The sequence below is a fragment of the Variovorax sp. RKNM96 genome, assembly GCF_017161115.1.
In the GTDB taxonomy this organism is placed as follows: domain Bacteria; phylum Pseudomonadota; class Gammaproteobacteria; order Burkholderiales; family Burkholderiaceae_C; genus Variovorax.
In genome coordinates this window covers 3427944-3450497 of record NZ_CP046508.1, presented here as the reverse complement: position 1 = coordinate 3450497, position 22554 = coordinate 3427944, and the positions used below count along the sequence as shown (strand labels likewise).

Genomic DNA, 22554 nt, shown 5'->3' with positions numbered 1-22554 from the left:
CATACGGACGAATGCAATGACACCCGACAATCCGCCGCGCCCGCCCTCAGACGACATCGATCCCCGTGAAGCCGCCAACCGGCGCCGGCGCGACTTTCTCGAGTTCCTCGTCAAGTCCTCTTCCAGCGCGGTCGCCCTGGCCGCTGTCGGCTCGCTGGCAGCTTGCGGTGGTGGCGGCGGTGGCGGCCCAGGCTTCCTGCCTGTTCTTCCGCCTGCGCCAGCTCCCGCACCTGCACAGACACCGACGGCCGCCGCCTTCGCATTCGGGGTGGCCAGCGGCGATCCGCTGACCGATCGCGTCATCCTCTGGACCCACGCCAAGGTGCCCGACAGCACAGCCGATGTCGCTCTCACCTGGGACGTGGCCGCCGACGCGGCCTTCACGCAGATCGTGAGCAAGGGCAGCGTCACCGCGGCGGCTTCCGCCTCCTTCACCGCCAAGGTCGACGCGACCGGCCTTGCGGCGGGCAAGACCTACTTCTATCGTTTCCGCGACGCGACCGGTGCGACCTCGACCATCGGCACGACGCGCACGCTGCCGAGCGGCGGCGTGGCCTCGGTGAAGCTCGCGGTGTTCTCCTGCACGCTGTACTCCGAGGGCTACTTCCACGCGTACGACGCGGCGACCAAGACCGATGCCCAGTACGCCTTGCACCTGGGCGACTACATCTACGAATACGGCTCGGACCCGAAGAAGTTCGGCAACTCCAACATCCCGGGCAACCGCATCGCCAGCCCGGCGAACGACATCGTGACGGCGAACGACTACCGGACGCGCCACGCGCTCTACAAGTCCGACCTCAACCTGCAGGCCGCCCATGCCCGGATGCCGTGGATCACGGTGTGGGACGACCACGAGTTCGCCAACAACAGCTACGTGAACGGCGCCGAGAACCACGACCCGGCCACGCAGGGCGACTGGGTGACGCGCAAGAACATCGCGGCCAAGGTCTATCACGAGTGGATGCCGATCCGCACGCCCGACGCCACCAACCCGCTGAAGATCTACCGCCGCTTCGACTTCGGCAACATCTTCACCCTGCACATGCTCGACACGCGCATCGAGGGCCGCGATCGCCAGTACGACAACTTCGGCGATGCGGACGGCGGCATCGCCCGCTACCTCGCGGGCATCACGCCCGCCTCAACCGGCGTGCGTCCCGACGCCTCGCGCCAGATGATGAGCGTCGAGCAACAGAACTGGCTCACCAGCGGCATGAACGCATCGACCGCGGCATGGCAGGTGCTGGGCAATCAAACCATCATGGCGCGCATGTGGTTCCCGGCCTCGGTGCTGACGACCTTCACCAGCAATCCGGCCGGCGCGCCGGCGGCCATCACTGCCTTCCTCACCGCCAAAGCCACGCTGGCAGCCGCAGGCCCGGGCGCGTTGACGCCAACCCAGGCCGCGCTGCTCAGCACGACCAGCAACCCGCGGCTGCCCTACAACCTCGATTCGTGGGACGGCTATCCGGCCCAGCGCGAAGCGATCTTCCAGGCGGTGAAGACGCAGGGCAAGCGGCTCGTCACGCTGTCGGGCGATTCGCATGACGGCTGGTTCACCAACCTCACCACGCTCGCCAACGAGAAGGTCGGCATCGAGTTCGCGGGCACCTCGGTCTCGTCCACCGGCTTCGAGTCGGTCGGGCTCGGCACCGTGGGCAGTTCGATCGACGGCAGCGTCCTGGTGCCCCAACTGGGCAACGCGGCAATCGGCGCCGGACTGGGCCTGATCGACGACGTGAACTACTGCGACACCTCGCGCCGCGGCTACATGCTATTGACGATGACGGCTGCGCAGGTCAAGGCCGAGTATGTGTTCGTGACGAGCGTGAAGGAGCCGACGTACACGGCCTCGGTCGGCAAGACCATCACGGTCGCGGCGACGGGTTCGGGTATGGCGGCGCCGGTGATTGCCTGACCTGAGTGAGGAGCAGGCCTCGGTCCGCTCACACTCGTGGAGGGCGTACGGCGGTCGCGCGCGGATTCCGTTCCTGACAGAATCGGGCCGCCCAAAAAAGAGCCGCCGTGACACATCCTCCCATCTCCGTTCGGCGCGCACGCGCAGCCGACGCGCACGCCCTCGCCGCCTTGTCGATCCAGGTCTGGCTCGCCACCTACACCGAAGGCGTGAGCGATCTGTTCGCGCGCTATGTGCTGGCGGAATTCACGCCTGAAAAGTTTCTCGCGCTGGTGAATGCGCCCGATGTTTCGCTGCACGTTGCCGAGGTCGATGAACGCCTTGTCGGCTATGCGCTGGTGCGCTCGGGCGTGTCGCAGCCCTTGGTGCCCGAAACCGATTCGGAACTCTGCACGCTGTATGTGCAGGAGTCGTTCACGCGGCATGGCGTGGGGTCCGCGCTGCTGCGAGCGGCGCGCGCTGGCAACGATGGGCTGTGGCTTATGGTGAACGTGCAGAACCTGCGCGCCTGCCGCTTCTACGAAAAGCACGGCTTCGTGGTTCGCGGCAGCACCGACTTCGTCCTCGGCGAAGGCAGGCACAGGAACCATGTCCTGGCAATGCCGCAGGCCGCATCTAGCGGGGCCTGATCATCCGCGCGCTCGCCGTCGATCGCGCCAGCAGCCGCCCCTCTGCATCGCTCAGATGCCCCTCCAGGAACGAGATGGTCTTGCCGAGCTGCACGACCCTGCCCTCTCCGTACAGGAGCCCGGGCGAAGCCGCCGCCAGAAACGACACGTTGAGATCGATCGTGGCCGAGAACGCGCCCGCGCCGTTCATCAGCCACAGCGCCGGCCCCATCGTGTCGTCGAGCATCGCACCCAGGATGCCGCCCTGCACGGCGCCCGCCGGATTCAGGAAGTCCTCGGTCGCAACGAAGCTCATGCGAACCCAGCCCTTCGCCGTATCGAACTCGAGGATGCGCTGGCCGAACAACCGCGCGGTCGCGGAACTGGGAAAACGCTGCATCAACGGGTCGGGCGTCATCGAGATCCTTCGCTCCGCAAGGCGGGTCGAAGAATGCTAGGCGGCCGCTGCTGACAGCGTGGTGTCAGGAGGCAGCCCACCGGCGCCCCCTGCCCGCTACATCTCGCTCAGCACACCGAAATCGCTGTCGCCCTGCTGCACTGCATTCACCAGCTGCACCCGGTTGCGTGCGGCAAAACGGCGGCGCAGCTGGCGCATGTGGTAGTCCACCGTGTGCGCCGACAGGTCTAGCCGATTCGCGATTTCCTTGTCGCTGCGACCCTGCAGCAGGTGCTGGAGGATGTACTGCTGCGTCGTCGAGATCTCGATGCGCGCGCCGCCGGTCTCGCTCGCCATGCGCGAGTGGCGCGACAGGTATTCATGCAGGCTCAGGCCCAGCGTGAGCGCCTGCCCGACGACTTCGTCGGTGATCCAGCTGCGGCCCCGCTCGCTCGACTGCAGACTGATGACGGTGTACTGGTTGACGTGCGTGGGCGAGGCCAGCCGGAACATCAGCCCGCTGCGGATGCCGCTCGCGAGCAGGTCGTCGACAAAGCGCTGCCGCCGGCCCGCCGCGTCCTCGGTCGCGGTGGTCGCCGCCGAAGAAATCGGCATGGCCTCCAGTTGCTCGACGTCCCACACCAGCGGCAGGCTCGAAGCCGGCACGCCCTGCTGGCGCAGGTCCATCTCGTAGAGGCGGTGCGAGAAATAGCGCTGCACCCATTCGGGGTTCGCGTAGGCGGTGAAGAAGCTCAGGGGCCACCAGCGTCCGCGCAGGAAGGTGATCGTGCCGTAGCCGAGCCAGTCGAAACCCAGCGCGTTGAGCATGCCCTGGATCAGGTAGCGGCGCTCCTCATGGCTGCCGGCGTCCAGCAGTTCGCCGACGATGCCCGGCACGCCTTCCGCATGCCGGTCCGCCGACGGCGGCAGGTACAGCTGCTCTTCCGAGTAGAGCTGCGGAAACGGGCCACCGGTCGGCAGCTCGGGCAGTTCGGGCGACTCGCTCGAAGGCGCGGCCACGTCAGTGTCGTGATTCCGCGTCTGCGACAGCGATGAGGCCGCGGCGCGTTGCAACAAGGTAGCAAGAATCATGGGATGCCTGTTTGAAATGCCGCATGCATTTGTTAACGCCGCGGAGTTGGGGGCCAAAGTACCAAAGGGTGTGGGTGTCGCCTTGTAAATTCTTAGCTTCAGGTACGCATTCGTATCACCGGATTCGGGGAAGGCGGGCCGAGACATCGCAGCCTCGCCACAACTGAATACCTTTGCATGACCGATGCAACACGTGCATCAATCCCGCATGAAATGAACGCTTCACAGAAGCCCGATGCGCTGGCATGCTGATTGCTCCCCGTCAGTACAACAACAGCATCCGAGGAGTCCCGCCTTCGATGGAAATCCTGGCCGCTTCCCGCTATTGGCGCGACGCCGATCTCACAGGTCTCCAGTTCACCGCCAACCGACTGCTGCATCGCGAGATCCGGCCGCACCGGCATGTCGGCTTCACGCTCTCGGTGTCCGATACCGAACTGCATGTGCGCGGCGGCAACCGCGTGACGGTCGTGCCGCCGGGCACGCTGCTGCGCATCGCGCCGCAGGTCTGGCATTCGGTGCAGGCGCGCAGCGCGCCATGGCGCGAGGACGCGATGTATTGCAGCTCCGCCGTCGCACGCTGCATCAGCGCGGCGCACGAAGGCACGCCCGCGGCCCGCGCGGAAGACGATGCGGGCATCTCGATCTTTCTCGATCCCTCGGCGGCCTTTGAATTTCTCGAATGCCACCGGCTGCTTCACGAATCCTCCGGCACCGGCAACGAAGAAGACATCGCGGCCGGCCGCGCCCTGCTGCGGCAGCGTCTCGCGCAATGGATTCCCCTGCAGCCCACGCCTGTGCGCGTGGTCGACAGCGGCGACGAGCGCATGAACCGGCTCTACGAACTCATCGCCTCGGGCTTCCAGCAGCGCATGACGCTCGACAGCCTCGCCGAGGCGGCGGGCCTGCATCCGGTGCACCTGCAGCGGCGCTTCAGGGGCGCGCTCGGGTTCACGCCGCACGAGATGCTCGTGGGCCACCGCATCGAATACGCGCGCGATCTCATCGCGGGCGGCGCACGCGTCACCTACGCCGCGCATGCGGCCGGCTTCACCGACCAGAGCCACCTGCACAAGACTTTTCTCGGCACATACGCTGTGCTGCCCGGCGACTACCGCAGGCTCTCCGCACTCGATGCGTTGCAGCCGGCCTCGGCGCGCAACGGCATCGTCGGCTAGAGCGGTCGGCACAGTCCAGGTGCGTCGCATCGCGGGCTAGCCTCTCTTCAACTGCAGCTTCACATGCGCCGCCACCGCGGAGATGGTGGCGTCGATGCAGCGCTGCAGCGGTGCGAAGCCGTCGTTCGGTTCGCGTGTCGCTTCGTTCATGTAGATCGGGCGGCGGATCTCGATCTGCAGGCTGTGCCGCTCCTGCGCCGGGTTGCCGATTTCCGCGATCAGCGCCACGCCCTTGTAGGGATCGTTGCGCGCCACCGTGTAGCCGTGCGCGCGCACCGTGGCTTCGACCACGTCCAGCAGCGCGGGCTCGCAGGTCGTGCCTTCGCGATCGCCGAGCACGAAATCCGCGAGCGGCCGCGTCGATTGGATGCGCAGCTTTTCATACGCGTTGCCGGGCATCGAATGCAGGTTGAGGTGCCACAGCGCGCCGAAGTCGGCCACCGCGCGGCGCACGGCGGTCGAGAGCGCCGCGTGGTACGGCTTCCAGAACCTGTCGATGCGCCACTGCACCGCGGCGGGCTGCAGGGGCTGGTCGTACAGCGGCTGGTCGGCCGCGATGCGGCTCCACACCAGGCCGTAGCCCAGGCGCGATTTCTCGCCGGGCTTGAGCGGCGAAGGCCAGGGCCCGTCGAGCAGTTCGGGGTCGAGGTCGTCGATGGCCCGATTGGGGTCGATGTAGGCCCGCGGAAACTGCGCACTCAGCAAGGTGGCGCCATGCTGCGGCGCGGCCGACCAGAGCGCGGCGACGTGCGTGTCCTCGGCCTGGCGCAGCTGCGCGAACGGCACGCGGGTGACGAAGTCCGCGGGGTAGCAGGTGCCGCTGTGCGGCGAATCGCACACCAGCGGCAGCCGGGCCACGCCCGATGGCGGATCGACGACCACGACGACCGGATCGCTGTCCTGCATGTCGTGTGCGCCGGTCACAGCTTGATGTTCGCCACCTTGGCGATACGGGCGTACTTGTCCATCATTTCGCGGATCTGCTGCGCGAACTGCGCCGGCGTGTTGGCCATCGGCACGCCCGAGATCTCGATCGTGCGCTGCTTGAACACCGGGTCCTGCATGGCCTGGTGCGCGCTGGTCATGAGTTTCTCGATCACCGGCGCCGGCACGCCCGCGGGCGCGACCAGGCCGAACCAGCCGCCTTCGCTCATCGCCTCGAAGCCGAGCTCGCGGTAGGTCGGCACATCCGGCAACAGCGGTGAGCGCTGCGGCGACAGCACCGCCAACGCGCGCAGCTTGCCCGACTTGATGTGCGGCAGCGACGACGGCAGGTTGTCCGTCATGGCATCGACCGTGCCCGCCAGTGCGTCGGTGGCCGCCTGCCCCGCGCCCTTGTACGGCACGTGCGTGAGCTTGATGCCCGCCAGATCCATGAACTGCTCGACGTTGACGTGCCCGAGCGAGCCGTTGCCGGGCGAAGCGAAGGTGAGCTTGCCGGGCTCGGACTTGGCCAGCGCGATGAACTCCTGCATGTTCTTCACCGGCAGCTTCGGGCTCACCACGAACACGCTGGGCACCGACATCACGTTGGTGATCGGCTGGAAGTCCTTCACCGGGTCGTAGGGCAGCTTGGTGTAGACGGCCGGGTTCGCGCCATGCGTGCTCACCGTGGCCATGCCGATGGTGTAGCCATCGGGCTCCGCCCGCGCCACCGCCGAGATGCCGATCGTGCCGCCCGCGCCGCCGCGGTTGTCCACCACCACCTGCTGCCCGAGGATCACCGACATCTTCTCGGCCAGCAGCCGCGCCACGAGATCGGTCGACCCGCCGGGCGGGAAAGGCACGATCAGCTTGATCGGCTTGTCGGGGAAGGAAGAAGCGGCGTGTGCATCGACGCTCACCATCGGCAGCCCGAAGGCAACGGCGGTGATGGCCAGCAGGAGGTCTCGGCGGTTGTTCATTGTTATTAAGTCGAAAGGAATATCGGGGTGGACGATGCACATCGGAGGTGCCCTGAAGTGCGGCGATTATGTGAAGCGACCCCTTGTGTTTGGGGTGACAATTGCGCCGCTTGCTATGACCAGTGCGCATAGCGGGCCACCCACTCCACCCATGCGAATCCGTTCACCGTCGCTGCACGAGCTGCATGCCTTTGCCAGCACCGCGCGTCTGGGCAGCTTCTCGAAAGCGGCCGACGAGTTGTGCGTCACGCAGGGTGCCGTCAGCCGTGCGGTGGCGCGGCTCGAAGAAGAACTGGGCGTGCGCTTGCTGGACCGCCACGGCCGGCTCAGCACGCTCACCGATGCGGGCCGCGCCTACCTCGACAACGTCGCGCCGGCGCTGCAGCAGCTTGATGCCGCCGCCGATGCCGCCAGCGCGCAGCACGGACCGCACACGCTGCGCCTGTCGGTGCCGCCGACGCTGGCCACCAAGTGGCTCATTCCGCGGCTGCCCGACTTTCGCAAACGTCACCCCGAGGTCGCCATTTCGTTCGCGCCTTATCGACGCGACGATCCGCTGGACATGCCCGACATCGACGGCTGGATCCGCGTGCGCACCGGCGACACGGCATGGCATCCGGCGGGCATCCAGTCCGACTACCTCGTGGGCCGCGAGATCGTGCCGATCTGCCGGCCCGAAGACCTGCGCGGCCCGCATGCATTGCACACGCCGCAAGACCTGCTGCAGCGGCCGCTGCTCTTTCACGCCAACTACCCCGACAACTGGCGCCTGTGGTTCGACACGCAGGGGCTGCACGACACGAGCCCGCGCCCCGCCGCCGACTTCGACCAGGTCGTGATGCTGGTGCAGGGCGTGATCTCGGGCCTCGGGCTCGCGGTGGTGCAGCGCTGCCTCATCGAAGACGAACTCGCCGCGGGACGCATCGCGATTCCCATCGACCGCGCGGCGCTCACGCCGCGCGGTTACTACGTCTGCGCGCCGAAGGGGCGGCGCGAGACGCGGGGGATGCGGGTGTTCAGGGATTGGGTGCTGGCGCAGGCGGCTGCGCCAGACCCGTCTCGTACCGCGGCTTAAGTACTCGCGCTCTTGCCCTGCCCCGGGCCGTCCTTCTTTTGCCCGAGCTTGCTCAGGTCGATCAGGCCTTCGGGCACCTGCTTGCCGGTACCGCCACCGGTGGCGCGGAAGCGCACGGTCTCGTCCGGAACAAAGCGGCCGAATGCATCCACCTGCCGACCCGCAAGAATGGCGTCCAGAGGGATCACGTGCGAGCCGTCCGTGGCCACCTGCACGCTGTCGCGTTCCGTTGCATAGACATAGGCGGCGCTCTCACTACCATCGCGCTCGAAGGGCGCCGGCATGGGTTCGATCGCAGCCCACTTGGCGCCGGCCATCGTGGCGTGAACGCCATCGGGGCCCGACACTTCCAGCCCGCCAGCGTCGATCACGCGCCCGGGCGCGGGCCCGGCCACGAACTGCACCTTGCCGGCCTCGGGCCTGTCGGGCGCTGGACGCTGTGCGGCGTTCTGGCGACCGGTGCGCGCCAGCTTGAGCGCTTCGCCCTCGTGGTACTTCCGGGCCAGCTCACCGCTGGAGACTTCCAGCGGATCGAACCCGATCACCGAGCCGTCCGGGTTGGCCAGATGCTGCGGATCGGCTGGAAACTTGTCCACGGCATTCAAGCGGTCTGTCAGATCGCCCGCGGAGCGCGCGGTGCGCTCATTGAGCAGTTCACTGCCCTCGCCGGAATAGGTTCGCGTGTTCAGGTTCAATTCGAGCTTGTTGCCCGCAAACGGATGCCGGGGCATCACCAGGGCCAGGCGGTCGCCCACCAGGAACGGCCCCTTGACGTCGACGAACGTCGACTCGCCTGCCGCATCCCGAAGCTCACGCACCGCAGTCACTTCGCTGGCGGCCGTCGCCATGCGCGGATGAAGCGTCGCGCCATCGGGCAGGTCGACCAGCAGATGCGACTGGTCCGGATCGGGCGCACGGGAGTTGCGGTAGATCTTGATCACCTGCCCCTCGCCGAACGGGTACACGTCGGCGGAACTGTCGTGGCCCAGCATGTCGCGGCCCGTCATGCCGAGCACCTCCGCCCCCGTCATCTGCCGCCGCGTGCCGTCGGGCTCGACCACCGTCAACCGGCGGGCCGAAAGCTGTTCTCCGTCGCTCGTCCGCAAGGTGACCGGCTCCCCGCCTTCCAAGTCGACGCTAAGGCCGCTGAGGCGCGCTGCGTTCTTGCTCGCATCCACCCCCAGGTCCGCCTCGGTGAAGATGCTGTCCAGCGTTCTGCCGGGCAGCGCCTCGGCATAGCCCGTGTGCATGCCAACGCCCTTTTCGCCCGCACGCTTGGGATGCGGAATGTCCGCCAGCCCCTCTGCCTGTGCGTAGTCCGCAATACGCTGGCCGGCTGCGTCGAGCGCAGTGCGCAGCCCCGCTTCGTCGAGCCGGCCCACGACCGCCGCAGCCAGCTCGTCGCCGCCGGTGCGCAGCGGAATGACGGTGGCACCCGTGGACGCGAGTTCGTCCGCGAGCAGCGAAGCCATCGCCTTGAAATGCGCATTGGAGCCGCCTGCGCGGCTCTGCATCGCCTGGTTGAGGCCGCTCAGGTTGGCGATGTCGGCGGACACGTAGAAGCCGTTGTCGTCCGAGTTGGCCACCTGGTCCTGCAGCCGGAGCACCGTATCGGCCTTGACGCCGGATTGGCGCGCGTCATAAAAGCCCGTCACGCTGTCCCGGGGTGCATGCCCGTACTGCCTCAACCCGGTGAATTGGCGGGCGTCCAGGCCCGCGGCGTGGGCCGCATCCGCAAACTCCTGCAGCCGAACCGCTTCGGGATCGATGCGCGCGTGCTCATGCGTGCCCGACGCATAGCGCGTCGGCAGCGCCGCCGCCGTCAGTCCGTGGGGGGTGTCGGATTGCGTCGCGCTGCGCGTTGCGCCTCCAGCGCCGTCTTCGCCTGCTGGCGCTCCTCGTCGACCTGCTGCTGCAGTTCCTGCAGGCGTTGCTTGCGTTGTTCCGGATTCAGGCCGGTCAACCCCAGCCGCTCGTCCCGTGTCTGTTGTGACATGTTGATTGCTCCTGCGAACGCCTTGATCGGCCTCTGTGAAGATGTGGTTCAGGGTCTTGTCGGGCGACACCGATGTATACCCGATGCGAAGGCCGACGCCGGTCTCGCCCGGGTGCTTGGGATGCGGAATGTCCGCCAGGTCGTGGTCCTTGGCGTACTGCGCAACCTGACGCTGCGTGGCATCGACCGCGTTGGCGAGCGTGGGCTCGTCGATGCCCACGACCGCCACGCCGAGTTCCTTGCCGCCGGTGCGCATCGGCACCACGGTGCCACCGGTTGCATCCAACTGGGCGGCAAGGATGTCGGTGAGCCCGCGGAAGTGCACGTTGGCCGCATCGGCCACGTTGTTCATCGCTGCGTTCAGGCCACCCAGGTTGGCCATATGGGCCGACACGTAGTGCGCGTCTTCGCCGCTCTCGGCAACGCGCGCCTGTGTGCGCGAGACCGTGTCGGCCTTCAGGTTCGAGAGCCGGGCGTCATAGAAACCGGTGACCGCATCGCGGTGAGCCAGTGTCCAGCCGCGCATGGCGTCCGCCTGCGAGTCGGTCATGCCCAGCTCGCGCGCCAGGGCGTCGTAGCTCTCGCGGGCCACACTGTCGGGATCGATGGCGCGCGTGCCTTGTGGCAGGTCTGTCGTGCCCAAGACCAGCGGATCGATCCAGTTGCCTTCCCCGACGCGCGCTCCCTGGTTGCGCACCTCGGCACCAAGCGGCGCATCCACGCGCTCGCCGCGCCCAGTCGGCGCGAGCCAGAAGCGCTGCTGCGTGTCGAAGTTCTCGCCGGTGTGCACGCGCCCGGTCGAGACATCCATCAGCGGCAGCTGCGGCCTCGCGGTGACGAAATCGCCCTTGCCCAGTTCGATCTTCTCGCCCAGCGTGATGGTCCCTTCCATTGCATGCACGCGCGCGCCCAGCTTTTCGCCGAGCTGCAATGCCAGCGACTGGGGCACCGGGGCCTGCGGATCGACCAGCTTGCCGGCGCGGCAGATGTAGAGCGCCACGTCCTGCCCTTCCGGGTAGCCCGCGGCGCGCATGTCGGCCGCGATGCGCTCGGCGCTGGGCACATTGGCCTCGTCGGCCATCACCACGAACGCCTTCTCGGGCACGGCGACCTCGATGTCGCGCGCCGGCACCGGGCGGCCATCGACCGTCGCATCACCCTCGAGGTAGTTCAGGTCGGCGCGGCGGTGCACCAGCGGCTGCGATTGCCATTCCTCGGGCCCGAGCCAGCGCTGCGGGCGCTCATCGGCCGCGATGCGGCTGTCGAGCAGCGAGCGGTACTCCGTCGTCCCCGCACCGTCCTCGGCATAACGGCCCACCGGGGTCTTGAAGATGGCGATGTAGCGCGTCAGCGTTTCCCCGTCGACGTCTGCGGTTCCCGGCGGTGCCTTCTGGTGCACCACCGTGATGGGCCCTTCGCCGGACATGCGCTCCTGGCTCTTCAGGCTCGGCACGTTGGCATCCTTGGGCCAGCCCAGCTCGAGCACGTCCTTGGGCGCGCCGGCATGCACGGCGGCATAGAAGGCGTCGATGTGCTCGCCCTTTTGCGCCAGTTCCTGCACGGCCATCGCCATCAACTGCTTCTTGGCTGCGGTGTTGACCACGCCGCCGGGGAAAGCAGACTTGGAAGACGTCCGCGCCCGGCTGAGGTAGGTCGAGAACTGCCAGACCTGGCCGAGATCGCCCAGCGCCTCGCGGCTCAGTTCGCCCGCCGGCTTCGCGCCCGGGTAGCTTTCCGACGGCCGGATGCCGATGAAGCTGTCGCTGACCAGCGGCCCTCGGTGCACGGAGATGATGCCCAGCGGCCGGCGTGCCAGGTTCGAGCCGGGTGCCGGATAGATGACGTAGGCGATGCGGCTGCCGTCCTGGACTTCGGCCGTCCACTTCTTCGCCATCTCGTCCGCGCCCAGCTTGGTGAATTCGGGGCTGAAGCGCAGCTCGTGCGTGAGGTACGGGAGCACGTCGCGCGCATGCTGCACATCGAAGCGCACGAGTTCGACCGCGCGGTCCTCGATGCCCAGCGTGAGTGGATCGATCGGCTCGTCGCCGACGCGCGCACCCTTGTTGCGCACCTCGGCGCCGAGCGGCGCATCGACGCGCTCGCCGCGGCCGTTGGGCGCGAGCCAGTAGCGCTGCTGGGCCTCGAAGTTCTCGTTCGCGTGCGTGCGCCCGTTCGAGACATCCATCAGCGGGAGCTTGGGCTTCGCGGCCACGAAATGGCCTTCGCCCAGGTTTGTCTTCTCGCCCAGCGTGATGGTGCCTTCCACCGCATGCACGCGGGCACCCAGCTTGTCGCTCAGCTGCAGGGCCAGCGATTGCGGCACGGGCGCCGCCGGGTCTGCCGTCTTGCCGGCGCGGCAGATGTAGAGCGCCACCTCCTGCCCATCGGCATAGCCGGCCGCGCGCATGTCGGCGGCAATGCGCTCCAGGCTCGGCACGCTCGCCTCGTCGGCCATGACGACGAATGCCTTTTCGGGCACAGCCACTTCGATGTCGCGTGCGGGTACCGGGCGACCGTTCACTGTGGCGTTGCCCTCCAGGTAGTTGAGGTTGGCCGGGCGATGGACCAGCGGCTTGCCTTGCCATTCCGCCGGTCCGACCCAGCGGTAAGAGCGCGTGTCATTGCGGCGCTGGCCATCGATCAGCGAGTGATAGGTCTTGGTGCCAGGGCCGTCATCCGCGTAGCGGCCTACCGGCGTCTCGAAGATCGCGACATAGCGGGTCGGCGTCTCTCCGTTGGGCAACTGCGGTCCTCGTTCCTGCACCACAGCCAATGGTCCGCCGCCGGCCATGCGCGCCTGGCTGTCGAGGCTCTTCGAGTTGACGATTTCGTCCCAACCCAGCGTCGGTACCTCCTTGGGCGCCCCGGCATGCACGCGCGCATAGAAGGCGTCGATGGGCTCCTTGCGGTTCGCCAGCTCGGCCAGCGCCGCATCCATCACCAACTTTTTCGCGGCCGAGTTGACCACGCCATTGGGGAACGGCGATTTGCCGGTGCGCGAGGTCGCCCGGTCCTCACTGAGGTAGGTGGAGAACTGCCACACCTTGCCGCGAGCGAGCAATTCCTGCTCGCCCAACGCGCCCGCTTTCACCTCCCCGGCGTAGTGGGAGGGATCGCGCGTTTCGATGTAGTTGGCCCCGACCAGGTCATCCTTGTGCACCGCGATGATGCCGATCGGCCGGCGCTCTGCGGCCGAACCCGGCGGAGGGTAGATCACGTAGGCCAGGCGCGTTTTATCGACCTCGATCTCCTTGATCCATTTTTTCGCTAGGCCATCGGCGCCCAGCTGCATGTAGTCGGGGCTGTACTTCAACTCGTTCGCGAGGTAGGGCAACACGTCGCGCGCGTGCTGCGCGTCGAACGGCACCAGTTCCACCGCGCGGTTGAACGGCAGCGGTTCGGCAGCATCGTCCTTGATGCCCAGGTGCAGCGGATCGATCGACTTGTCCCCCACCGTCGCCCCCTGGTCGAGCACCTTCTGCGAGAACGGCGCCTGGGCCTCCTGCGCGCGCCCGCCCGGTTCGAGCCAGAAGCGCTGCTGCGCATTGAAGTCCGCATCGGCCACCACCGGATGCGGCGTCTTCTGCGAAACGTCGGTCAGCGGCAGGTTCGGCCGCTGCACCACCGGTGTGCCTTCGACCGTGTTCCTCGCGCCGAGCACGATGTCGCCATCCACCGCATGCACGCGCGCGCCGATCTTGTTGCTCAGCTCACGCGCCAGCGTTTCGGGCACCGGTGCATTCGCCTGCTTCGGCGTTCCGCCTTCGCAGAGGTAGAGCACCACGTCCTTGCCTTCGGGATAGCCCTTGGCGCGCAGGTCCGCGGCGATACGCTCCGCACTCGGCGGGTTGCCACGTTCAGCCATCACCAGGATGCTGTCGGGCGGCACTGCCAGTTCGATGTCGCTTGCCGACACCGTTTGCCCCTTGACTGTGGCTTCGCCTTCGAGGTAGTTCAGGTCCGCCGGACGCATCGGCGCCAACAGGCTGCGTGCCCCCTCCACCTTGTCGAAGGCCTCCTCGATCTTGCTGCGCCACTTCAGCGTGCCCTTCCCCTCGGGCCCGTAGAGGCTCGCATCGGTCTCGTAGATGTAGATGTGGCGTGCCGGTTCGCCGTCCGGGTAATCGGCGCTCTTGAACGGCGAGCTGTCCTCGTAGCCGACGGCAATCGGCCCGCGGCCGACCGTCTGCGATTCCTGGCTGAAGGAGCTCGCCACGTTGAACTTGTGGCCCTTGAGCAAGGTCGTGACGCCGTTCGAATCGGTGACGAACGGCGCGCCGCCGCTCACGCGCGAATAGAACGCCTCGACCGGCGCGCCCTTCGCTTCCTCTTGCCGCATCACGTCCTTCATGAACTGCATGCGCGCGGCCTTGTTGATCACGCCGCCCGGGTAGCGGTCCTTGTTGGCACCGAGGTAGGTCGAGAACTGCCAGACCTCGCCGCGGGCCTGCAGCGCCTCCTTGCTCGTCTGTCCCGCCGGCTTGCTGCCGCGGTAGAGCTCCGGCGGCAATGTGTTGCGGTAGCTGTCGCCGATCAGCGCTTCCTTGTGGACCGAGATCAGGCCGATGGGTGCATCGGAGGCCGGCGTCGAACCCGGCGCCGGATAGATCACGCGCGCATACCGCGTGCCGTTGGCGATCTCGCCAAGCCACTTGTTGATCATTCCCTCCGCGCCGAGCGAGTTGTACTCGGGGCTCACGCCCAACTGCTTGACCAGCAGCGGGAAAACCTCCTGCGCGTTCTCCGCGGTCATCGGGCGCATGTCGACCACGCGGTCCTCGATGCCCAGGTGCAGCGGATCGATGGCCTTGTCGCCCACCCTCGCGCCCTGGTCGAGCACCTTCTGCGAGAACGGCGCCTGGGCCTCCTGCGTGCGGCCGCCCGGCTCGAGCCAGAAGCGCTGCTGCGCGTCGAAATCCGCATCGGCGGTCACCGGGTGCGGCGCCTTCTGCGAAACGTCGGTCAGCGGCAGGTTCGGCCGCTGCACCACCGGGGCGCCATCGACCGTGGTCTTGGCACCGAGCACGATGTCGCCGTCCACCGCATGCACGCGCGCGCCGATCTTGTTGCTCAGCTCACGCGCCAGCGATTCGGGGACCGGCGCATTCGCTCGCGCCGGCGTTCCGCCTTCGCAGAGGTAGAGCACCACGTCCTTGCCCTCGGGATGACCGGCCGCGCGCAGGTCGGCCGCAATGCGCTCGGCGCTGGGCGGATTGCCGCGCTCGGCCATCACCAGGATGCTGTCGGGCGGCACCGCCAGCTCGATGTCGCGCACGGACACGGGACGTCCGTTCACCGTCGCCTCGCCTTCGAGGTAGTTCAGGTCCGCCGGGCGCGGGGCCGGGCGTGCCGCGATCGGCGTCGCCTCATCCGGCTGTCCGGCCAGCAAAGGCCGCGAGCCGGGCTTGGCGCCGGGCTTCAGCCCCGCCAGCAGGTTCACGATGTCCTCGGCCACGGGCTGGCGCAGGAACTTGCCATCGCCGACGGCGGCCTCTTTGCCGGTCATGTGCTTCTCGCGCAGCGCCGTGAGCGCCGCACCGTCCTCGGTGCTGAGGTGCGTCTGCAGCTTGTCGAGGAAGGTATTGAGCTGTTCGGTGCCGCCCTTGGGCACCACCGGTGTCGCGCCGTTCAGCGAGCGGTCGAGCAGCTTGGGGAACCACTTGGGAACCTCCACGGTGCGCGTGTCGTCCGGCGACACCCGGAAGTCCTGCATCTGGCCCTTCTTGACCGACTTGGCGGCCGAGGGCTCTTTCACACCGAGCTGCGCGCGGAACTCCACGCTGGTGCCGAGCACGCCCACGTCGAACAGCGTCGGCAGCGCGGCCACCGCGGTGAGGCGCTTGGAGAGGTCGGCGTTGGGCCGCCCCCTGCCGCCCGTCATGGCATCGAGCAGGTTGCCCGTGCCCACCAGGTGGTGCGGCGACGGGGCCGAGCGCTGCAGGCCGGCGGGCAAGGCGCCGTAGACGACCTTCTTGACGCCGTAGACGCCTCGCTGCAGGGTTCGTTCGAGCCGGTTGTCGGCAAAGATCACCCAGACGTTGCTGGTCGACTCGTTGGGCACGCGGCGCTGCTTGCCCGTGAGGTCGGTGAAGGCCTCGGTGAGCGGCTTGCCCGGCACCGAGGTGCGGTGGTGGTTGCCGCCGCGGTTGGGCACGAAGAACAGTGCCTTGTCGGGGTCGCCGCTCACGTGGCCCTGCTTGATCAGCGCCTTGAAGCCGGCCGCATCAGGATTGGCGAGGAAGTTGCGCACCGCGACCGCCGCCGGATCGCGCACGAAGCCAGGCAACCGGTCGGGCACCACGACCTGCACGCGGTACTTGGCATCGCCGAAGGTCTTCTTGAACTGTTCGAAGAAACGCGTGGGCACCACGTCGCCCGCGCCGACCGCGTCGTTCAGCAGCATCTGCGAGCGCCGCTCGACCGAAGGCGTGACCGGCAAGGGGTTGCCCACCAGCTTCTTGACGACCGGCAGCAGCGGCGCGATGCGGAAGTCCTCGATCACACGGTCGAACATCAGGCTGCTGGGCACCTTCACATGGCCGTCGGGCGAGCTGGAGGCCTTGCCGCCGAAGAAGTCCTTCTCGCCAGGGGCCAGCGTCACCTTCTCGCCATCGAGCTTGACGCTGATCTCCAGCTCCACCACGCGGCCCGAGCCGTCGGCGGCCGGCCCGATGTCCTTGGCCGAGCGAATGTTGACGCCGTAGCCCGGCGTTCCTTCCTTGCCGAAGAGCTCGGTCTTGGCAGTCTTGATCAGGTCCTTCGCGAACACGGTGAAGATGGTGTCGCGCGACATCGGGCTCAGGCCCCACTGCAGCATGCTGGTGCGCCGGTACTCGTCGGGCCGCACGGCCACCGACAGTTCGCGGCCCAGCGCGTCGCGGATCGGCACCGTGGAGCGGAAGCGGATGCTGTCCATCGCCCCGGTGGCAATGGCGCGCAGGTTGGAGCGGGTGCCGATCCCGGTGCTCACCGACTGCAGGGTGGGCGACGCCAGCGGCACGTACTCGCCCACGTTCAGGCGGCCGCGCACGGTTGCGCCCAGGCGCATGTCGATGCGCGACGAACGCGCGGCCGCGCGATCGGCGGCCACCACGGCCGGGTCGGGCCGGGTGCCGGAGCCGTACAGCGCCACCATCTCGGAGCCGCTCAGGTACGACATGCGCTGGTCGTAGCCGTCGTAGGCCGGCCGCGCGAGCGGGTCGCCGGGCAGGCGCTCCTTCGGCGGCTTGGTGGCCGTCACCACGATCTCGGGCGGCTGTCCCTCGCTGCCCGGCTGGCGCGCGATCTTGATGTCGTCGAAACCCGCGGCGCGCATCCGCACCTGGATGGCGGCGTCCTGCGCTTCCTCGCGGTCTTTGGTCTCCTGCGTCTCGTCGCCCTTGCGCTGCACGCCGCCGTCGTTGTCGCTTTCGCTCGGGGTCTTGCCGGTGCCGGCGGTCTTGCCCCGCGTGTTGCCGGCGCCGCTGGCGGCCACGCCCTCGGCGGCCGAAGCCACGGCCTTCTGGGTATCGATCGCCACGCGGAACTCGACATCTCCGCCGGGCGCCATCGCGTCCGACGCGCGGGTCTGCACGTCCAGGCCGGTCGTCAGGTCGTCCAGCTTGACGCCGCCCACCTTCAGCGTGGTGGCATCGCTTCCTGCCAGCCCTGGCAAATCGTTCACGGGCGCATCGATCTTCACCGGCGCCATGGCGATCGGCTCCACGTCCGGCGTGCCGCGCGGCACCGTGGGCGTGGGTGGTTGCTGGTTGGCGGCATCGTTGGCTGCCTGCGCCTTGGCCTTTGCGCGGGCGGCCATCATCGGGTGCAGCGCAATGTTGTTGAGCGTGCCCGGCAAGGCCTGCAGCGAAGCGGCGATGAACTCGCCCTTGTTCATGCCCCGGCCCTCGTTCAGGTACGAGATGAGCTCGCCGGTGCCGATCGACCCCGCGCCATCGGTCAGGAACTGGCCGGAGAAGCCGGCGTAGGACATCTTCTGCGTGACCGTGGAGGCATTGGTCGCGGCGTTGGTCGCACCACTGGCGGTTGCGTTGTCCACATTGGCCGCGGCCGCCGGTGCCACCTTCCACAGCGGAATCGCACCCGAGACGCCGCCCGTGAGCGGTGCGGTCACCAGCCCCGCCGCAGAGCTGACGAAGGTCGCGCCGATGCGCTTGTTGCCCTCCTCCGTGCCCCACTTTCCGTCGAGGCCGACGCGCCCGCTTTCCACCGTCACGCGGCCCACGCCGTCCACGGCCTGCGAGGTGATGCCGGCACGGGCGCCGACCACGGCGCGGCCGCCGATGTTCAGCACGCCCTCGCTCTTGACGAACGCCTCCTTGGCCAACAGCTTGGCGCTTACCGTGGCGCTGGTCTTGATGCCCGCGCCCACGCCGGTGGCGGTCACGATGTTGCTCGCCGCGTCGATGGCCTCGTCCTTCAGCGTGAACTTGACGTCGTCCCAGCTCGCATTGCCGGTCACCGCCTTGGCCTCGAGCGTCCAGAGCGAGGTGTGGCCGTCGGCGTAGATGTCGCGTCCCTGCGCGGCGGCGACGACGTCGCCCGTCGTGTCCCAGACTTCGCTCACCAGCATGGCCGCGCCGAAGCCCACCGCCACGTTGCCGCCCGAGGCAATGGTGGCGGCAATGCCCGCCGCGGCGGTGACCGTCATGCGCACCGCCTCGTCGACCACGCTCCAGGTGCCGTCGGCGTCCTGCACCTTCTGCGCAAGCTCGGCCGACTTCACGTCGTAGCCGTCCATCAGGGCGTCTTCCTGGGTTGAATACTCCGAGACGGAAATCTTCCCCGCGGCGAGGTCCTTGCGCAGCTGGTTCGCCTTGTCGAGCTGGTCCTCGGTGTAGTCCTTGGCGTCGTCGGCGGAGTCGCCCCACATCGCGCCCCAGGCATCGCGCACGAACGTGTGCTTCTCGATGCCCTGGTTGATGCCCTCCAGGTCCTTGCTGATCTGCGCGCTGTCGTTGTCGCCCACGCCCATCTGCTCGCCCTTGACGGCGTAGTTCACGTTCATGGCCGACAGCCGCTGCCGCCCCTGCTCGCTGGCCGACAGCAGCGACCTGATCTGGTCGCTGCGGTACTCCGCGGCGCGCACGCTGCGCTGGTCCTGGTCGGTTCCCAGCGCATCGAGCTTCTGCTTGAGCTCGGGATTGCGCTTCTCCCAGTCCTTGATGTAGGCGTCGACCGCCTGCGCCCTGTCGTCCAGCGCCTGCCCGGAGAGGTGCTTGATCTTCACCTTCAGCTGCGCGTCGGACTCGCTGTTGTCCTTCGCATACTCCTCATTGGCCTCCTTCATCTTCTCGGGGTCGGCCCGGTCGGCCGCCGACATGCCCTGCAGGTGCTGCGTGTACTTCTTGTCCGCGCCGATCTGCAGATCCTTGATCTGGCCGTCGGTCACGTTCTTGCGCAGGACGTCGAGCGTGGCCTGGTCCTCGCCCTCCCCCGGGCCCTTGAAGTTCTCGGAGAACAGCGTCGGGTTGGCCTTGACCCAGGCGTCCTTCTTCTGCTGCAGCCGGTCGAGGTCGCCCTGCGACAGGTGGACGCCGGCCTTGGTGCTCGCGCTCAGCGCATCGCTGTAGCGCAGGTCGCTGGCCACGGCGTCGTCGCTGGTCTTGTTGCGGGCCAGCCAGGCATTGCGTGCGGGGAGCTCCTCGGGCGTGAGGTACTCGTCGCCGTACTTGTCCATGTCCTTCTGCTGGTAAACGAAGGCCTCCCAGGCCACGTCGTTCTCCTGCTTGGAGTCGGAGAAGATGCGCGTCGCGGGCACCTGGCCCTCGGCCTTCATCTTGTCGGCCGTCTTCTTGTCGATGCCCTGCCACATCCAGACGTCGTCCTTCCATTTCTGGAACTCGGTCTGCAGGTTGGTGTCCGCGTTGGCCTTGGCGGTGTCGTTGATCTGCTTGTCCAGCCCGGTCTTGGCGAGCGTCACGTCCTTGTTGGCGAGGTCCACCAGCCGGTCGACGTTGTCCAGCGCCGCGAGCTTGACGTCCAGCACGGTGGCCGCATCGGCTTTTTCCTGGCTGCCGGGGCGCGCATACGAATGGTTCTGGTAGGCGATGGCAGCCTGCTTGTCGAGCACCACCTGCTGGTTCTTGGTGAGCGCGGCCGTATATTGCGCGCCGGCGATCGTCACCTCGCCCTTGGCGGCGTTCTGCTTGTCGACCAGCGCCTTGCGCTCCGCGCGCAGGTCGGTCGTCGACTCGCCCATGTGGTTGTAGATGCGGATGTTCTTGTCGATGTCCGCGATCTGCGTGTCGTAGCTGGCGGCAAAGGCGGCCTTGTTCTCGGCCTGCTTCTGCAGGTAGGCCAGCCCGCCGCTCTTTTCCACGGCCACCGGCTGCTTGGTCTTGGGGTCCGTGTCGTGGACCGTGTAGGTGGACTTCTCGTTGATGACCTGCCGGTCGATGTCGTCGTGCTGCCAGTCGTGCGACTCGACCACCACGCGGTCGGTGATGGGGTCGTACATGGTGCGCGTCTCGACGTCGCCGTTGTCGGAGGTGGGCTTGGTCACCTCCACCGTGCCCTCGGGCAGCGCCGCCAGCACCTGGTCTTCGGTCAGGCCCATGCTCTTGGCCACTTCGGCCAGGGGCTTGTTGTCCTCGAAGATCGCCTTGCGCGCGGTTTCGCCCGGGCCGCTCTTGTCGTCGGGCTTGCCTTCGAGCACGGTGCGGTGCCCGCTCGCCGTGGTGGCCACGGCCTGCACGGTACCGTCGCTGGCCACGGTCCGCTCCAGCGTGCTGCCGTCCTTGTTGTAGGTCTTCACGGTGGTGGTCACGTCGGACACCACCAGCTCCTGGCCCGGCTTGAGCGGCTTGCCATAGTCGACCGTGGGGTTCAGCGTGAACAGCTGCTCGGGCGTGCGGCCCACGGCCTCGGCAAAGTCCAGGTAGCCCTCGCGCTCGCCCACGGGGCGCGTGATCTTCGCGCCGGTCAGCGAGGTCGTGGTGTCGACGCGCAGGCCGTTCTTGTCGACCACGCTCTCGGTGCGGGTGCCGGCCTGCGGGTCGATGGTGGTCGTGGTGGTCGTGCCGGCCTTCTCGTCCTTGGTCACGTGGCTGTAGCGGCCCTTGCTGTCTTCCGTCGCATCGATGGTCTTCTTGCCGCCGGGCGCGGTGGGGTCGGCAATGCTGCCCTTCACCGTCACTGTCTTTTCCTTGACATCGTGCGTGTAGGAGAGCGAGGAGCCGCCCTTGGTCACGGTCGTGACCTGCTTGTCGCCGTCGGGCAGGCCCGACACGATCCCGATGCCCGAGGCGCTGGCTTCCGAGATCACCTTGTCCGCGCCGATGTTCCGGTCCTTGGCGATCTGGTCGACGGTCTTGCCGTCGGCAATGGAAGACAGCGTCTTGCTGACCTCTGGCGTCACCACGGTGGGCTTGGGCTGGAACAGGCTGTTGAGCGGTGCGGCAGGCGTCGTGCCGGTGGTGCCGAACGATGAGGCCGTCAACGTGGAAGGAAAGGTCGTCGGCGCCAGCAGCAGGCCGTTGCTGCTCGTCGGAAATTGCGGGCGCGGCTGCACCTGCAGCAGCTGCAACAGCGGCGAGTGCAGCGGATCGGTGGCGATCGGCGTCGTCGCCTGCACCGTGGGAAACGGCTGCGTCACGGTCTGGCTCGGCGGCGGGCTGCTGTAGAACTCGGTCTGCGCGTCGGTGCCGACCGCATCGGCGAATTTGGTGTTGGCCGTGTTGGCCTCGGTGCGCAGCTTCGTGGCCGTGGCCTGTGCGTTGGAAAGGTCGGTGCGCTCCTTGTCGGTGATGATCGACTGCGGCTTGCTCGCGGGCGGCGTCAGGTCGACCACCTTGGCCTCGGCGTCCTGCGCCTTGCTCTCCTTCTCCTGCGAGTCGAGGTAGAGCTTGGAGAGGTCGTCGGTCGTCTTCGCATCGTCGCGGCGGGTCTGCGCGTCCTGCACCTTCTTTTCGGTGTCCGGGGAGGCCTTGGCCTCGGGGCTTTTCTGCTGCTCCTTCTTCTGGTCGACCTGGGCCTTCAGCAGCGTGACGTCTTTTTCCTTCAGGTCCGCTTCGGCACTCGCGCTCTTGGCGCGCGCGTCCTCGAGCTTGGCATCCTGCTGGGCCTTCTTGGCCTTGTTGATGTCGGCGAGGTCCTTGGACTTCTGGGCCTGCGTCTCCGCGGCAGCGGCCTGGTCCTTGACCTTCTGGGCCTGCTTCTGAGCATCGATGGCGCGCTGGCGCGCCGCCTCGGCCTGGCGTTGCGCCTCGCGCAGTTTCTCGAGCAGCGCCTCCAGCTGGCGCTGCAGTTCCCGTGCGCGCGCCGCGGCATCCGACTCGGGCGAACTCGCGGGCTGCTGTGCCGGATTCACGGGGTTGGGAACGTTCACCGGCACGCGTACGCTGCCGCCTCCATCCGCAATCATGACCATGGGGTGTTCCTTT

The 22554-nt window shown here is 67.7% G+C and carries 9 protein-coding genes; 4 read left to right on the top strand and 5 right to left on the bottom strand.

Annotated features, from left to right (window positions below; genetic code table 11):
• Positions 1 to 16: 16 nt before the first annotated feature.
• A complete protein-coding gene (locus GNX71_RS15840; protein ID WP_206179176.1) occupies positions 17 to 1921 on the top strand; it encodes an alkaline phosphatase D family protein in 1905 nt (634 codons plus the stop codon).
• 107 nt (positions 1922 to 2028) lie between these two features.
• Entirely contained in the window at positions 2029 to 2550 is a 522-nt protein-coding gene (locus tag GNX71_RS15835; RefSeq protein ID WP_241027284.1) for a GNAT family N-acetyltransferase, read from the top strand.
• On the opposite strand, the gene GNX71_RS15830 is transcribed toward GNX71_RS15835, so the two are convergent.
• Positions 2537 to 2947, bottom strand: a complete 411-nt coding sequence (locus tag GNX71_RS15830; RefSeq protein ID WP_206179175.1) for a PaaI family thioesterase — start codon at positions 2945 to 2947, stop codon at positions 2537 to 2539. The two genes, GNX71_RS15835 and GNX71_RS15830, sit on opposite strands and share 14 nt — an antisense overlap.
• 96 nt (positions 2948 to 3043) lie before the next feature.
• Positions 3044 to 4018 carry a LuxR family transcriptional regulator gene (locus GNX71_RS15825; protein ID WP_206179174.1) on the bottom strand — a complete coding sequence of 325 codons (975 nt, stop codon included), beginning with the start codon at positions 4016 to 4018 and terminating at the stop codon, positions 3044 to 3046.
• A gap of 245 nt (positions 4019 to 4263) precedes the next feature.
• Here GNX71_RS15825 and GNX71_RS15820 point away from each other — a divergent pair, with 245 nt between their 5' ends.
• Positions 4264 to 5196, top strand: a complete 933-nt coding sequence (locus tag GNX71_RS15820) for an AraC family transcriptional regulator (protein WP_206179173.1) — start codon at positions 4264 to 4266, stop codon at positions 5194 to 5196.
• A 36-nt stretch (positions 5197 to 5232) separates the two neighbouring features.
• Here GNX71_RS15820 and GNX71_RS15815 read toward each other — a convergent pair whose 3' ends face one another.
• Positions 5233 to 6102, bottom strand: coding sequence for an N-formylglutamate amidohydrolase (locus GNX71_RS15815; RefSeq protein WP_206179515.1), 870 nt, complete (start codon positions 6100 to 6102; stop codon positions 5233 to 5235).
• Positions 6103 to 6116: 14 nt separating this feature from the next.
• Positions 6117 to 7100, bottom strand: coding sequence for a tripartite tricarboxylate transporter substrate binding protein BugE (locus tag GNX71_RS15810; RefSeq protein ID WP_206179172.1), 984 nt, complete (start codon positions 7098 to 7100; stop codon positions 6117 to 6119).
• Between the two features lie 151 nt (positions 7101 to 7251).
• Between GNX71_RS15810 and GNX71_RS15805 the strand changes: the two genes are divergently transcribed.
• Entirely contained in the window at positions 7252 to 8175 is a 924-nt protein-coding gene (locus GNX71_RS15805) for a LysR substrate-binding domain-containing protein (protein ID WP_206179171.1), read from the top strand.
• On the opposite strand, the gene GNX71_RS15800 is transcribed toward GNX71_RS15805, so the two are convergent.
• Entirely contained in the window at positions 8172 to 22541 is a 14370-nt protein-coding gene (locus GNX71_RS15800) for a hypothetical protein (RefSeq protein ID WP_206179170.1), read from the bottom strand. The two genes, GNX71_RS15805 and GNX71_RS15800, sit on opposite strands and share 4 nt — an antisense overlap.
• Between the last annotated feature and the right edge of the window lie 13 nt (positions 22542 to 22554).